Source organism: Mesorhizobium sp. WSM3860 (assembly GCF_002294995.1).
Lineage (GTDB): Bacteria > Pseudomonadota > Alphaproteobacteria > Rhizobiales > Rhizobiaceae > Mesorhizobium.
This window is the reverse complement of the sequence record NZ_NSGF01000003.1, coordinates 430867-445608: the sequence shown is the minus strand read 5'-3', so window position 1 is coordinate 445608 and position 14742 is coordinate 430867. Positions and strand designations below refer to the sequence as shown.

General features: G+C 64.5%; 9 protein-coding genes. 7 read left to right on the top strand and 2 right to left on the bottom strand.

What is annotated here, in order from left to right:
* Nucleotides 1–2: 2 nt before the first annotated feature.
* Nucleotides 3–2570 carry a type I DNA topoisomerase gene (gene topA / locus CK220_RS08705; protein WP_095811112.1) on the bottom strand — a complete coding sequence of 856 codons (2568 nt, stop codon included), beginning with the start codon at nucleotides 2568–2570 and terminating at the stop codon, nucleotides 3–5.
* Between the two features lie 392 nt (nucleotides 2571–2962).
* Here topA and CK220_RS08700 point away from each other — a divergent pair, with 392 nt between their 5' ends.
* The 5 genes from CK220_RS08700 to CK220_RS08680 all read left to right on the top strand — a co-directional run bounded on the left by CK220_RS08700 (nucleotide 2963) and on the right by CK220_RS08680 (nucleotide 8659).
* Entirely contained in the window at nucleotides 2963–3709 is a 747-nt protein-coding gene (locus tag CK220_RS08700; protein WP_095811111.1) for a cytochrome c biogenesis CcdA family protein, read from the top strand.
* Between the two features lie 148 nt (nucleotides 3710–3857).
* On the top strand, nucleotides 3858–5225 hold the full coding sequence (gene glmU, locus CK220_RS08695; RefSeq protein WP_095811110.1) for a bifunctional UDP-N-acetylglucosamine diphosphorylase/glucosamine-1-phosphate N-acetyltransferase GlmU: 1368 nt from the start codon (nucleotides 3858–3860) through the stop codon (nucleotides 5223–5225).
* 222 nt (nucleotides 5226–5447) lie between these two features.
* Nucleotides 5448–7271: a glutamine--fructose-6-phosphate transaminase (isomerizing) gene (glmS, locus tag CK220_RS08690; protein ID WP_095811109.1), complete on the top strand. Its 1824-nt coding sequence runs from the start codon at nucleotides 5448–5450 to the stop codon at nucleotides 7269–7271.
* Nucleotides 7272–7326: 55 nt separating this feature from the next.
* Nucleotides 7327–7764, top strand: coding sequence for a VOC family protein (locus tag CK220_RS08685; protein ID WP_095811108.1), 438 nt, complete (start codon nucleotides 7327–7329; stop codon nucleotides 7762–7764).
* A gap of 139 nt (nucleotides 7765–7903) precedes the next feature.
* Nucleotides 7904–8659 carry a DUF502 domain-containing protein gene (locus CK220_RS08680; protein ID WP_095811107.1) on the top strand — a complete coding sequence of 252 codons (756 nt, stop codon included), beginning with the start codon at nucleotides 7904–7906 and terminating at the stop codon, nucleotides 8657–8659.
* On the opposite strand, the gene recG is transcribed toward CK220_RS08680, so the two are convergent.
* Nucleotides 8611–10719 carry an ATP-dependent DNA helicase RecG gene (recG, locus tag CK220_RS08675; RefSeq protein WP_095811106.1) on the bottom strand — a complete coding sequence of 703 codons (2109 nt, stop codon included), beginning with the start codon at nucleotides 10717–10719 and terminating at the stop codon, nucleotides 8611–8613. The genes CK220_RS08680 and recG overlap by 49 nt on opposite strands.
* A 93-nt stretch (nucleotides 10720–10812) precedes the next feature.
* On the opposite strand from recG, the gene CK220_RS08670 reads away from it, so the two are divergent.
* Complete coding sequence (locus tag CK220_RS08670; protein WP_095811185.1) at nucleotides 10813–11100, top strand: succinate dehydrogenase assembly factor 2; 288 nt, start codon at nucleotides 10813–10815, stop codon at nucleotides 11098–11100.
* Between the two features lie 7 nt (nucleotides 11101–11107).
* Nucleotides 11108–14605 (top strand): transcription-repair coupling factor, encoded by a 3498-nt coding sequence (gene mfd / locus CK220_RS08665; RefSeq protein ID WP_095811105.1) that lies wholly within the window; start codon nucleotides 11108–11110, stop codon nucleotides 14603–14605.
* Nucleotides 14606–14742 lie beyond the last annotated feature (137 nt).

Here is a 14742-nt window from a genome sequence, read left to right as displayed (position 1 = left end):
TGCTATCCTTTCTTTGCCGCCCTGCGGAACGGCTTCTTGCCGCCTCCGCCCTTGGCTTCCTTCTCGGCAATCAGGGCAATTGCCTCTTCCATCGTGACGGATTGTGGATCCTTGCCCTTCGGCAGCGTCGCGTTGACCTTGCCGTAATTGACATAGGGTCCGTAGCGGCCGTCGCGCACGACGATTTTGCCGCCGCCGTCGGGATGCTCGCCCAGTTCCTTCAACGCAGCCGGGGTGCTCCCGTTGCGGCCGCCCTTGCCCTTCTGCTGCTTCTCGGCAATCACCGATACGGCGCGGTTCAGGCCGATCGAGAACACGTCCTCGATGCTTTCGAGATTGGCGTAGGTGCCGTCGTGCAGCACGAAGGGCCCGTAACGCCCAAGACCGGCCGAGATCATCTTGCCGGTTTCCGGATGCTTACCGACATCGCGCGGCAATGCCAGCAGCGCCAGCGCCTTCTCATGGTCGATCGACTCGGCGGTCCAGCCCTTGGGCAGGCTCGATCGCTTGGCGTCCTTGCCTTCGCCGCGCTGGATATAGGGGCCGAAGCGGCCGCTCCTGAGCGTGATCTCCTCGGCGGTGTACGGATCCTTGCCGAGCAGCTTGACGCCGTCCTCGCCGTTGCCGTTCTCGCCGTTGGGATTGGCGGCGTCGCCAAGCTGGCGGGTATAGGAGCATTCCGGATAGTTCGAGCAGCCGACGAAGGCGCCGAACTTGCCGAGCTTCAGCGACAGATTGCCGGTTCCGCATTTGGGGCAGATGCGCGGGTTGGAGCCGTCTTCCCGCGCCGGGAAAACCAGCGGGGCCAACTCGTCGTTGAGCGCATCGAGCACGTCTGAGACGCGCAGCTCCTTGATGTCGTCAACGGCGCCGGAAAAATCCTTCCAGAAATCGCGCAGCACGTCCTTCCAGGCGAGCTTGCCGTCGGAGATCTCGTCGAGCTTTTCCTCGAGCGAGGCGGTGAAGTCATATTCGACATAGCGCTCGAAGAAGCTTTCGAGAAAGGCCGAGAGCAGCCGGCCCTTGGCCTGCGGCACCAACTTGCGCCGGTCGATGGCGACGTAGTCGCGGTCCTCGAGCGTCTTCAGGATCGCCGTGTAGGTCGACGGTCTGCCGATGCCGAGCTCTTCCAGCTTCTTGATCAGCGACGCCTCGGAATAGCGCGGCGGCGGCTCGGTCGTGTGCTGGGTGGCGTTGATCGCCTCGCGGGCAAGCGGTTCGCCGGCGCGGATCTCGGGCAGGCGGCGGCTTTCCTCATCCTCCGCGTCCTCCTCCTTCTGGTCGGTGTAGGCGGCAATGAAGCCGTCGAAGCGGACGACCGATCCGACCGCGCGAAGCTCGGCGGTGCGGCCGTCGTTGACCGCCTCGATCTCAACCGTGGTGCGCTCGATTTCGGCCGGCTGCATCTGGCTGGCGATCGCGCGCTTCCAGATCAGCTCATAGAGGCGCGCCTGGTCGGCATCGAGATATTGCCGAACGGAAGCCGGCGTGCGCTTGAAATCGGTCGGGCGGATCGCCTCATGCGCTTCCTGTGCGTTCTTGGCCTTGACCGAATAATAGCGTGGGTTTTCGGGCAGATATTTCGCGCCAAACTCGCTGGCGATGGCATCGCGCGCCGCGGTGATCGCCTCCGGCGCCATCTGCACGCCGTCGGTGCGCATATAGGTGATGAGGCCGGCGGTCTCGCCGCCGACGTCCATGCCTTCATAGAGCTTCTGCGCCACCTGCATGGTGCGGTTGGCCGAGAAGCCGAGCCGCGAGGAGGCGGCCTGCTGCAGCGTCGAGGTGGTGAAGGGCGGACCCGGATTGCGCTTGGTGGGCTTGGCTTCGACCGACAGCGCCTTGAAGGTCGCTCCTTCGAGCATAGCCTTGATGTCGTCGGCCTGGGCCTTGTCGGCGATGTCGAGCTTCTGCAGTTTCTTGCCGGCATAGGCGGTGAGCCGCGCCTCGAAACTATGGTTACGCGGCGTGTTGAGGATGGCGGCGATCTGCCAGTATTCCTCGCGGATGAAGCGCTCGATCTCGGATTCCCGGTCGCAGACCAGCCGCAGCGCCACCGACTGTACGCGTCCGGCGGAACGGGCGCCTGGCAGCTTGCGCCACAGCACCGGCGAGAGGGTGAAGCCCACGAGATAATCGAGCGCGCGGCGGGCGAGATAGGCGTCCACCAGCGGCGCATCGATCTGGCGCGGATTGGCCATGGCCTCCATCACCGAGGCCTTGGTGATGGCGTTGAAGACGACGCGGCTGACCGGCTTGTCCTTCAGCGCGCGCTTCTGCCTCAGCACTTCCAGCACATGCCAGGAAATCGCCTCACCCTCGCGATCCGGGTCGGTGGCGAGGATCAGGGCGTCGGCGTCCTTGACCGCCTTGGCGATGTCGGCGAGGCGCTTGCCGGAGGCGGTGTCCACCGACCAGGACATGGCGAAGTCCTCGTCCGGGCGCACCGAGCCGTCCTTGGCTGGCAGATCGCGGACATGGCCGAACGAGGCCAAGACCTTATAGTTCTTGCCCAGATATTTGTTGATTGTCTTCGCCTTGGCCGGCGATTCGACGACGACGACGTCCATGAGGTCTCTTATCAGCTGTGAGGCGGCGGAAGAGCTCCGCGGCGCACGACGAAATCCCACTCTTTTCGTCGCTCACATGGCCGTGCTTTTGCAATCGGTCAAGGGGACGGGGCCCAATTTGCGGACTGGCCGACAGCGATACACTCTTAGAGTGTATGGCGGAGATCACATTTTTGGCGAACTGACGGATCGGGTTTTTACCGAAGGGAGTCGCCGACAGTGTCGGCCCGGGCGGTAGGCCGACGGGCACGCGGCAATCGCGTGCCCGTCCAATGAACGCGCAGCGGCCCGCCGTTCTTCCTCGGCTAGCGACGCACGCGCCACACAATGGTGATTGGCACGAAGGCGCCGGCATCGCTATATCGGCGCCAGCAAAACCGGGGCATCGTGAAATGGCATTGGACATCGGCTATGTCAGCGCGGTCGGGGCAGGGGCGATCTCGTTCCTGTCGCCTTGCGTGCTGCCGCTGGTGCCGCCCTATCTTTGCTACATGGCCGGCGTTTCGGTCGACGATTTCCGCGGCAATCGAGGCGTTACGGCAAGGGAAGGCGCACGCGGCGCGCTGCTTTATGCCTCTCTTGCCTTCGTGCTCGGTTTCTCGACCGTCTTCGTCGCGCTTGGCGCCGGCGCCTCGACGATCGGCCGGTTGCTGCGCGTCTGGCAGGAACCGCTGGCGATGGTGGCGGGCGCGCTGATCATCATCATGGGCCTGAATTTCCTCGGCATCCTGCGCATCCCGCTTTTGTCGCGCGAGGCGCGCTTCCAGTCGCAGGGCAAGCCGGCCAGCATGATCGCCGCCTATGTCATGGGGCTGGCCTTTGCCTTCGGCTGGACGCCCTGCATCGGCCCGGTGCTGGGGCCGATCCTGACTTTAGCCGGCGGCCGCGAGACGGTGGGCGAGGGCGCGCTGCTGCTCGCCGCCTATTCGCTCGGGCTCGGCATCCCCTTCCTGATCGCGGCGCTGTTCTCCGGCGCCTTCATGCGCTTCCTCGGCAAATTCCGCGTCCATCTCGGCCGTGTGGAAAAAGCGATCGGCGCGCTGCTCGTCGTCGCCGGCGTGTTTTTTCTCACCGGTGGCGTGCAGAGCGCATCCTACTGGCTGCTGGAAACTTTCCCGGCGCTCGGGCGGCTCGGGTAATTTGCCACTTGGTGCACAGGATCGAACCGCGGATCTGCTGATCAAGAGTCCATCTGCTCCACCATCTCACCGGAATTTAACCGCATTGGTGCAGCATCACGCCGCTGCTAGCATGCGATGATTTTGAATCCTTTCATACGGTTGCCCTATGAGCCAGAGATCCTGCCTGTCCGTCATCCTCGCCGCCGGCGAGGGCACGCGCATGAAAAGCGCGATGCCCAAGGTGCTGCACGCCATCGCCGGCCTGCCGATGGTGGCGCATGTGGTGAAAGCCGCTGAGGCGGCCGGGGCAACGGGTCTGGCGCTGGTGATCGGCCACGGTGCCGAAAAGATGCGGGAGGCGGCGCAGAAATTCGCGCCGAAAGCCGAGACCTTCGTGCAGGAGAAGCGGCTCGGCACGGCGCATGCGGTGCTTGCCGCGCGCGAAGCGATATCGAAGGGCTACGACGACATCCTCGTCATGTTCGGCGACACCCCGCTGATCGATGCGGCAGCGCTGGCCGCCGCACGGCAGAAGCTGGCGGAAGGGGCGGCCGTTGCGGTGATCGGCTTCCGCCCGCCCAATCCGACAGGCTACGGCCGGCTGATCGAAAAGGGCGGGCATCTCGTCGCCATCCGCGAGGAGAAGGACTGCTCCGAGGCGGAAAAAGAGATCGGCTTCTGCAATGCCGGGATGATGGCGGTGGCGGGCAAGCATGCGCTTCGACTGCTCGACCAGGTCGGCAACAACAATGCCAAGGGCGAGTTCTATCTCACCGACATCGTCGAGATCGCCGGAGCGGAGGGCCTCGATGTGGTGGCCACGGGGGCGAGTTTCGAAAGCGCGCTCGGTATCAACAACCGGGCCGAGCTCGCAGAGGCGGAATCTATCTGGCAGGCGCGCCGGCGACGCGAGGCGATGCTTGCGGGCGTGACGCTGATCGCGCCCGAAACCGTCTATTTCTCGCATGACACCGAGATCGGCGCCGATACGATTGTCGAGCCGAATGTCTGGTTCGGCCCGGGCGTCAAGATCGCGTCAGGCGCGAAAATCCACGCCTTCAGCCATATCGAAGGCGCCACCGTCGCTTCCAATTGCGATGTCGGGCCGTTCGCGCGGCTGCGCCCGGGCGCTGATCTGAGGCAAAAGGCCAAGGTCGGCAATTTCTGCGAGATCAAGCAGGCGACGATCGAGGAAGGCGCCAAGGTCAACCACCTGACCTATATCGGCGACGCGCGGGTCGGTGCCGGGGCCAATATCGGTGCGGGCACCATCACCTGCAATTATGACGGCTTTTCGAAATTCTTCACCGACATCGGCGAGGGCGCCTTCGTCGGCTCGAACTCTGCGCTGGTGGCGCCGGTCGCGATCGGCAAGGGCGGCTACATCGCCTCGGGCAGCGTGATCACCGAAAGCGTGCCCGACGATGCGCTGGCCTTCGGCCGCGCCCGCCAGAAGACGCTGCCCGGAAAAGGCAAGGAATTGCGCGAGCGCTTCGCGTCGGCGGCCGCGGCCAAGAAGAAGGCGGCCGAGTAGTCAATCGACGCATCGCAACTAGTTCTTGCCATGTGGGAAACCCGAGCGGTAAACCCGCGAAAAGCTGAACGAACGCAGTAACCCGATTGCAAGGGCAGTCTGCATGGTGCATCGGTGCAAGAACAGTTCCCGCTGATGCGGAACGAAACGCAAAGTGACTTTCGCGGCAGGCCGGCAATCCGTAGATAGCGCTGGGTTTCCGCAGGGAATCGGGGGCAGCGCATGTGCGGTATCGTTGGAATTGTCGGCCATTCACAGGTCGCGCCGCTGATCGTCGATGCGCTGAAGCGGCTCGAATATCGCGGCTATGACTCGGCCGGCGTCGCCACTATCGAGAATGGCACGCTCGGCCGCCGTCGCGCCGAAGGCAAGCTGATCAATCTGGAACGCCGGCTCAAGGAAGACCCGCTGGAGGGCACGATCGGCATCGGCCACACCCGCTGGGCGACGCATGGCGTGCCGAACGAGACCAATGCGCATCCGCATTTTTCGGAAGGCGTCGCGATCGTCCATAACGGCATCATCGAGAACTTCGCCGAGTTGCGCGACGAGCTCTCCCGCGATGGTTACAAGTTCGCCTCGCAGACGGACACCGAGGTGGTCGCGCATCTGGTGGCGCGGGAGCTCGCCAAAGGGCTGAAGCCGGTCCAGGCAGCGCACCAGGCGCTGAAGCGGCTCTCGGGCGCGTTTGCGCTGGCGATCATGTTCAAGGGCGACGAGGATCTGATCGTCGGCGCCCGCAACGGCCCGCCGCTTGCCGTAGGCCATGGCGACGGCGAGATGTTTTTGGGCTCGGACGCGATCGCGCTGGCGCCTTTCACCAACGCAGTCACCTATCTGGAAGATGGCGACTGGGCGGAAGTGCGTCGCAACAGCGTCACCATCTATGACACCGACGGCAACAAGGTCGACCGCAAGCGCCAGCAGTCGCTGTCGACCAGCTTCATGGTCGACAAGGGCAACCGCCGCCATTTCATGGAAAAGGAAATCCATGAGCAGCCGGAGGTGATCTCGCACACCCTGGCGCACTATGTCGATTTCGTCTCCGGCGTGTCGAGGCCGCTCGAGCTGCCCTTCGACTTCGCCAGGATCGGCCGGTTGGCGCTCTCGGCCTGCGGCACCGCCTATCTGGCCGGGCTAATCAGCAAATATTGGTTCGAGCGCTATGCGCGACTGCCGGTCGACATCGATGTCGCCTCCGAATTCCGTTACCGCGAGATGCCGTTGTCGGCCAACGACGCGGCCTTCTTCATCTCCCAGTCGGGCGAGACCGCCGACACGCTGGCTTCCCTGCGCTACTGCCGCCAGGCCGGCATGAAGATCGGCGCGGTCGTCAATGTGCGCGAATCGACCATGGCGCGCGAATCCGATGTCGTGCTGCCGACGCTTGCCGGGCCGGAGATCGGCGTCGCCTCGACCAAGGCCTTCACCTGCCAGCTCTCGGTGCTGGCCTCGCTCGCAGTGCGGGCCGGCGTGGCGCGCGGTGCGATCTCGCGCGATGAGGAGAAGCGGCTGGTGCGCGAGCTTTCCGAGGCGCCGCGCTTTGCCACCCAGGTGCTGAAGCTCGACGAGCAGATCGAACGCATCTCCCGCGAGCTTTCGCGCTACAAGGACGTGCTCTATCTCGGCCGCGACACCAATTTTCCTTTAGCCATGGAAGGGGCACTCAAGCTCAAGGAAATCTCCTACATCCACGCCGAAGGCTATGCCGGCGGCGAGCTGAAGCACGGACCGATCGCGCTGATCGACGAGAACATGCCGGTTATCGTGATCGCGCCGCATGACCGCATCTTCGAAAAAACGGTTTCGAACATGCAGGAAGTCGCGGCGCGCGGCGGCAAGATCATCCTGATCACCGATGCCAAAGGCGCGGCCCAGGCGGGCATCAAGACAATGGAGACCATCATCCTGCCCGAAGTGCCTGAGATCATCGCGCCGATCATCTACGCGCTGCCGGTACAGATGCTCGCCTATTTCACCGCGGTGTTCATGGGCACCGATGTCGACCAGCCGCGCAATCTCGCGAAATCGGTGACGGTGGAATAGCTGCGCATCGGCCGCTCCCCGCAGCCGTCCAGACGAAACCTTGTGGATTGGATAGATGGCGCTCAAACGGATGGACAACGTGGGGATCGTCGTCGATGACCTCGAAGCGACGGTTGATTTCTTTCGCGAGCTCGGCCTCGAGCTCGAAGGGCGTGCCACGATCGAAGGAGAATGGGCCGGACGTGTCACTGGACTGCGCGATCAGTGCGTCGAGGTTGCCATGATGCGCACGCCGGACGGCCATGGACGGCTCGAGCTCACCTGCTTCCTCCGGCCGCCTGTCATCGCGGACCACCGCAACGCCCCGGTGAACGCCTTCGGCTACCTGCGAGTGATGTTCGCCGTGGACGACATCGACGAGACGCTTGAAAGGCTCCGCAGACGCGGCGCGCAGCTCGTGGACGAAGTGGTCCAGTATAAAGACGCATATAGGCTCTGCTACATCCGCGGGCCTGAAGGGCTCCTCATCGGACTCGCCCAAGAACTCAGCTGAGCGCGGTACGAAGACGATAACGAAGAGCGAGCAATGTCAGCGAGCGCGTCTCATAAAGAGTTCCTTTAAAAACTTTGCAATTCCAAATCGGCTCGCGGTTCACTAGTCTCGACGCTGCAATCTGCGCCGCGGTGATCCTATGTCCGACGCCCTGAAGACCTCTGGCATGACCCGGCTCAGGAATTATTTCCTGACGGGCTTCATCGTCTGCGCGCCGCTGGCGATCACCGCCTATATCGCCTGGTCGCTCATCGGCTGGGTCGATTCCTGGGTGAAGCCCTACATTCCCGCCCGCTACAATCCCGACACCTACCTGCCGTTTCCCGTCCCCGGCTTCGGGCTGATCGTGGCGCTCGTGCTGATCACGTTCATCGGCTTCATGACGGCCAACATCGTCGGCCGCGCCATCGTCAATTTCGGCGAGCGGCTGCTTGGCCGCATGCCGCTGGTGCGCGGCATCTACCGCTCGTTGAAGCAGATTTTCGAGACGGTGCTGTCGAACAAGGGCGACATGTTCCGCCAGGTCGGGCTGGTCGAATATCCGCGCAAAGGCGTGTGGTCGCTGGTCTTCGTCGCCAGCGAGAAGGAAACCGAGATCAACCAGAAGCTCGACCAGGAAGGCGATCCGCTGATCGCGGTATTCATGCCCTGCACGCCGAACCCGACCACAGGCTTCCTGATGTATGTGCATAAATCCGAGATCGTTCTGCTCGACATGACGATCGAGGACGGCGCCAAGCTGATCGTCTCGGCCGGCATGGTGGCGCCGGAGGTCAAGGCCAAGCTCGTGACGCTGAACGGCGAGCACATCGAAGGGGCGCTCGCCAACCCGGCGCTGGGCCCTGCTCAGCCGGCGCGCAGCAGCCGCACCGCCTCGTCGCGGCCGAACAGGTAAAGCAGCAGCCGCAGCGCCTCGCCGCGTTCGGACTGCAATTCCGGGTCGCGCGACAGGATCAGCCGTGCGTCGTCGCGGGCGGCTTCGAGCAGGTCGGCATGGAACTCGATGCGCGCGACCTGGAAGCCTGGCGTGCCGGACTGGCGGGTGCCCAGCAGTTCGCCTTCGCCGCGCAGCTTCAGGTCCTCCTCTGCGATGCGGAAGCCGTCCTCCGTCTCGCGCATGACCGAAAGCCGGCGCTTCGCGGTCTCGCCAAGCGGATCCTTGTAAAGCAGCACGCAGGAGGACGGCCGGTCGCCGCGCCCGACCCGGCCGCGCAACTGGTGCAGTTGCGCAAGGCCGAAGCGTTCGGCATGCTCGATGACCATGATCGTGGCGTCCGGCACGTCGACACCGACTTCGATGACGGTGGTGGCGATCAGGATACGCGTATCGCCCTGCTTGAAGGCGCGCATTGCCTCGTCCTTCTCCGCGCCCTTCATGCGGCCATGGACGAGGCCGATCTGGTCGCCGAAGAGCGGCTTCAGCGAAGCGAAACGATCCTCCGCCGACATCAGCTTGATCTCCTCGGATTCCTCGACCAGCGGACAGATCCAATAGATCTTCTGGCCCTCGGCGACGGCGTCGACCATGCGCCCGACCAGTTCGTCCAGCCGCTCCATCGGCAAGGTGACGGTGCGGATCTGCTGGCGGCCCGCCGGCTTTTCGGTGAGCTTCGAGACATCCATGTCGCCGAAGGCGGTGAGCACCAGCGTGCGCGGGATGGGCGTCGCCGTCATCACCAGCATATCGGGCGCGTCGCCTTTGGCGGTGATGGCGAGACGCTGGTGGACACCGAAGCGGTGCTGCTCGTCGACGACGGCAAGCACGAGGTCGTGGAAGGTCACCGTCTCCTGGAACAGCGCGTGCGTGCCGACGACGATGTCGATCGCGCCGCTGGTGAGGCCTTCCAGTGTTTCGGCGCGTTCGCGGCCCTTCTCGCGGCCGGTCAGGATGGCGACGCCGAGGCCGGCTTTTTCCGCCAGCGGGGCGATGGTCGCCAGATGCTGTCGCGCCAGGATTTCGGTCGGCGCCATCAGCGCCGCCTGGCCGCCGGCTTCCACCGCGCGCCCCATGGCAAGCAGCGCGACCACCGTCTTGCCGGAGCCGACGTCGCCCTGCAGCAGGCGCAGCATGCGTTCGGGGTCGGCAAGATCGGCATTGATTTCGCCGAGCGCGAATTCCTGGCTGGGGGTGAGCTTGTAGGGCAGGGCTGCGCGCAGTTTCTCGACAACGCGTCCACCGCCGACCAGCGGCCGGCCCGAAAGGCGCCGGATCCTGGCGCGCACCAGCGCCAGCGACACCTGGCCTGCCAGGAACTCGTCGTAGGCCAGTCGCCGCCAAGCCGCACCCTCCACCGCCACGTCGATCGGGTCCTTGGGGTAGTGGATGCGGGTGAGCGCATCGCCGAAGGACGGAAAGGTGTGGCGGCGCATGAAGGCGTCGTCCTGCCATTCCGGCAATTCCGGCAAGCGACCGAGCGCCTGTCCGATGGCGCGGCGCAGCACTTTTGCGGACAGGCCGGCGGTGAGCGGATAGACCGGCTCGACCAGCGGCAGGCCCTCGGCCTCGTCAAGCGGCGCAATATGGTCGGGATGAACCATGGTCGGGCGGCCGTTGAACCATTCCATGCGGCCGGAGATCACGACGCGCTCGCCCTCCGGCAGCATTTTCTGCAAATAGGCGGCATGGGCATGGAAGAAGGTCAACGCGATCTCGCCGGTGTCGTCATGGGCGTAGACCCGGTAGGGCACGGACCTGTTGCTGCGCGGCGGCGGCTGATGGCGGTCGACCCGTACCTCGAGTGTTACGATCTGGCCTTCGGCCGATAGCGCGATGCCAGGCCGGTTGCGGCGGTCGATAACTGTGTTGGGCAGCACGAACAGAAGATCGGCGGCGCGCGCGGCGCGGTCGCCGAGATCGGCTGGCACGACACGTTCGATCATGGTTCCGACCTTCTGGCCGACGCCGGCGAGCGAGGTGATCGGGACGAACAGCGGATCGAGGATGGAAGGACGCATCGTGTCAGCTTATGTCGCGACGGCGGCAGCGCAAAGGCTGACACCGTCTTCTATCCACGCTATATGCGCCGCTTCGAACAGGGATGCAGCGCGATGACCGGAACACAGCGATCAAGCGAGGGACTGGACGTCCGCCGCCGCAAGCTGCTGTTCCGCTCCTGGCATCGCGGCATGCGCGAGATGGATCTCATCCTGGGATCCTTTGCGGATGCCGAGATCGGCGCCTTGACCGGCGACGAAATCGACCAATATGAAAAGCTTCTCGAAATCCCCGACACCGAATTCCTGCCGATGATCACCGGCGAGCGCCCGGCTCCGCCCGATATCGATTGCGCGGTGCTGCAGAAGATCCTGGCGTCGCGCCGGACCATGACATTTTGAAAGAAGCATGAGCCTCATTCCCTCGATTGGCCTGCCGAAGGGCCGCGCCGGCCAGTTCATCGTCGATGGCGTCGCCGACGGTTACGAAGCTTTCGCGCTGGCGCGGACGGCGCAGGAGATCGCGCCCGACAAGCCGGTGCTGTTCGTCGCACGCGACGGCCAGCGGCTGCCGGCGATCATCGATGCGCTCGCCTTTGCCGCTCCCGGCCTGCCGGTTTTGGAATTGCCTGCCTGGGATTGCCTGCCTTACGATCGCGTCTCGCCGGGCGCGGACGCCGCCGCGCGGCGGCTCGACGCCCTCTCCGCCATCATTGCGCTGGCGAAGAAGCCGCACCGCGCCGTGATCCTCACGACGGCCAACGCGCTCTTGCAGCGCATTCCGCCGGCCGAGCTGATCGAGGCGCAGACCTTCCATGCCAAGCCCGGCAACCAGATCGACATGAACGTGCTGATCGCGCGACTGGAGAACTCCGGTTTCGAGCGCGTGCCGACCGTGCGCGACGTCGGCGAGTTCGCGGTGCGCGGCGGCATTCTCGACCTCTTCGCGCCCGGCTGGAGCGAGGCGCTGAGGCTGGACTTCTTCGGTGATACGCTGGAATCGATCCGCGTCTTCGACGTGGCGACCCAGCGCACGACCGGCCAGCGCAAGTCGATGGCGCTGCAGGCGATGAGCGAGGTGGCGCTGACGCCGGAAACGATCAGCCGCTTCCGCCGCTCCTATATCGAAGCCTTCGGCGCGCCCTCGCGCGACGATGCGCTCTATGCAGCCGTCAGCGAAGGACGGCGCTTTGCCGGCATGGAGCACTGGCTGCCCTTCTTCTACGAGCGGCTGGAGACGGTGTTCGACTATCTGCCGGACGCGCCTGTCATCTTCGATCATCTCGCGCATGAGGCGCTGGCCGAGCGCCATACGCTGATCCTCGATCACTATGAGGCGCGGCGGAAGCAGGCCGACGGCGCGCTGAAGGATGCCGTGCCCTACAAGCCGGTGGCGCCGGATCTGCTCTATCTTTCGCCGGAGAATCTCAAAGCCTCGCTCGGGCCGCGCGAGGACATCGATTTCACCGTCTTCGACGCACCCGATGTCGGCGGCAAAAAAGTCTTTCATGCGGGCTCGTGGCAAGGCCGCAGCTTCGCCGAGGAGCGCGCCGACCCGAACAGCAATGTCTTCGACGTGGTGGTGAAGCATATTGCCGACGAGCGCGCCGCGCGCCGGCGCGTCATCGTCGCCGGCTGGACCGAAGGCTCGCTCGACCGCCTCGGCCAGATCCTGGCCGAGCACCATCTCGGCAACCTGAAACCCGTCGCAACGCTTGCCGAGGTCGAAAAGCTCGAGCCGGGGCAGGCGGGTCTTGCCGTGCTGCCGCTCGAATCCGGCTTCGAGACCGACGGCATGGTCGTCGTCGCCGAACAGGACATTCTCGGCGACAGGCTGATCCGCCGCTCCAAGCGCAAAAAGCGTGCCTCCGACTTCATCGCCGAAGCGTCGTCGCTGTCGTCAGGCGACATCGTCGTCCATGCCGATCATGGCATCGGCCGCTTCATCGGTCTGCGCATCATCGAAGCGGTCGGCGCACCGCATGACTGCCTCGAAATCCATTATGCCGGCGACGATCGGCTGTTCCTGCCGGTCGAAAACATAGAGCTCCTGTCGCGCTACGGTTCGGATTCGGCGGAAGCGCCACTCGACAAGCTCGGCGGCGGCGCCTGGCAGGCGCGCAAGGCGCGGCTGAAGAAGCGCCTGCTCGACATGGCCGGGCAATTGATCCGCATCGCCGCCGAGCGTCAGATGCGCGCCGCACCCACGATGATCCCGGCCGACGGCCTTTATGGCGAGTTCGCGGCGCGCTTTCCCTATGAGGAAACCGACGACCAGCAGACGGCGATCGATTCCGTCATGGATGATCTCGGCGCCGGCAAGCCGATGGATCGGCTGGTTTGCGGCGATGTCGGTTTCGGCAAGACGGAAGTGGCGCTGCGCGCCGCCTTCATCGCGGCGATGGAAGGGTTCCAGGTCGCCGTCGTGGTGCCGACGACGCTGCTGTCGCGGCAGCATTTCAAGACCTTCTCGCAACGCTTTTCCGGCCTGCCGATCCGCGTCGCACAGGCGTCGCGCCTGGTCGGCGCCAAGGAACTGGCCGAGACCAAGAAGGGCATCGCCGACGGCACGGTCGACATTGTCGTCGGGACGCACGCGCTGCTCGGCAGCTCGATCTCCTTCAAAAATCTCGGCCTGCTGATCATTGACGAGGAGCAGCATTTCGGCGTCAAGCACAAGGAGCGGCTGAAGGAGCTCAAGAACGACGTGCATGTGCTGACACTTTCGGCGACCCCGATCCCGCGCACGCTGCAACTCGCGCTGACCGGTGTTCGCGAGCTGTCGCTGATCGCCACCCCACCGGTCGACCGCATGGCGGTGCGCACCTTCATCTCGCCCTTCGATCCGCTGGTCATCCGCGAGACGCTGCTGCGCGAGCGCTACCGCGGCGGCCATTCCTTCTATGTCGTGCCGCGTATCAGCGATCTTGCCGAAATCCATGATTTCCTGAGGGAATCCGTGCCGGAGCTGAAAGTAGCGGTCGCCCACGGCCAGATGCCGGCCGGTGAACTCGACGACATCATGAACGCCTTCTATGACGGCCAGTACGACGTGCTTCTGTCGACGACCATCGTCGAATCCGGCCTCGACATTCCGACCGCCAACACGCTGATCATCCACCGAGCCGATATGTTCGGCCTGGCCCAACTCTACCAGTTGCGCGGCCGTGTCGGCCGCTCGAAGGTGCGCGCCTATGCGCTGTTCACGCTACCGGCCAACCGCAAACTCACCGACACGGCCGAGCGCCGGCTGAAGGTGCTGCAGTCGCTCGATACGCTCGGCGCCGGCTTCCAACTTGCCAGCCATGACCTCGACATCCGCGGCGCCGGCAATCTCCTCGGCGAGGAGCAGTCAGGCCACATCAAGGAGGTCGGTTTCGAGCTTTACCAGCAGATGCTGGAGGAGGCGGTGGCCGAGGTGAAGGATTCCGGCGAAGTGCTGGATGGCGGCTGGTCGCCGCAGATCGCGGTCGGCACGGCGGTGATGATCCCGGAGAGCTATGTGCCGGACCTGCAGCTCAGGATGGCACTCTACCGCCGCCTTGGCGACTTGGAGACCACCGAGGAGATCGACGGCTTCGGCGCCGAGCTGATCGACCGTTTCGGGCCGCTGCCCGAAGAGGTGACGCATCTCCTGAAGATCGTCTTCATCAAGGCGCTCTGCCGCAGGGCCAATGTGGAGAAGCTCGATGCCGGCCCCAAGGGCGTCGTCGTCCATTTTCGCAAACGCGAATTCCCCAATCCAGTCGGACTGGTCAAATTCATCGGCGAGCAGGGCTCGCTGGCCAAGATACGGGCCGACCACAGCGTCGTCTTCATCCGCGATTGGCCGAATGCCGAAAAGCGCCTAGCCGGCTCGGCTGTTGTCATGACTCAATTGGCGCGGCTGGTCGACAAAGCCGCCTAGCGGCTTCACCCCGGCATCCGAGCAGTTCAAGCATTCGCCACTGCTGAAATTCCCGGCTAGAATAGAAAATCGGCTTCGTGTAAGGAGCCGCGACCTCCTATTGGGGCGGGAATGGCGGGCGAGGCCGCTCGCCGGTT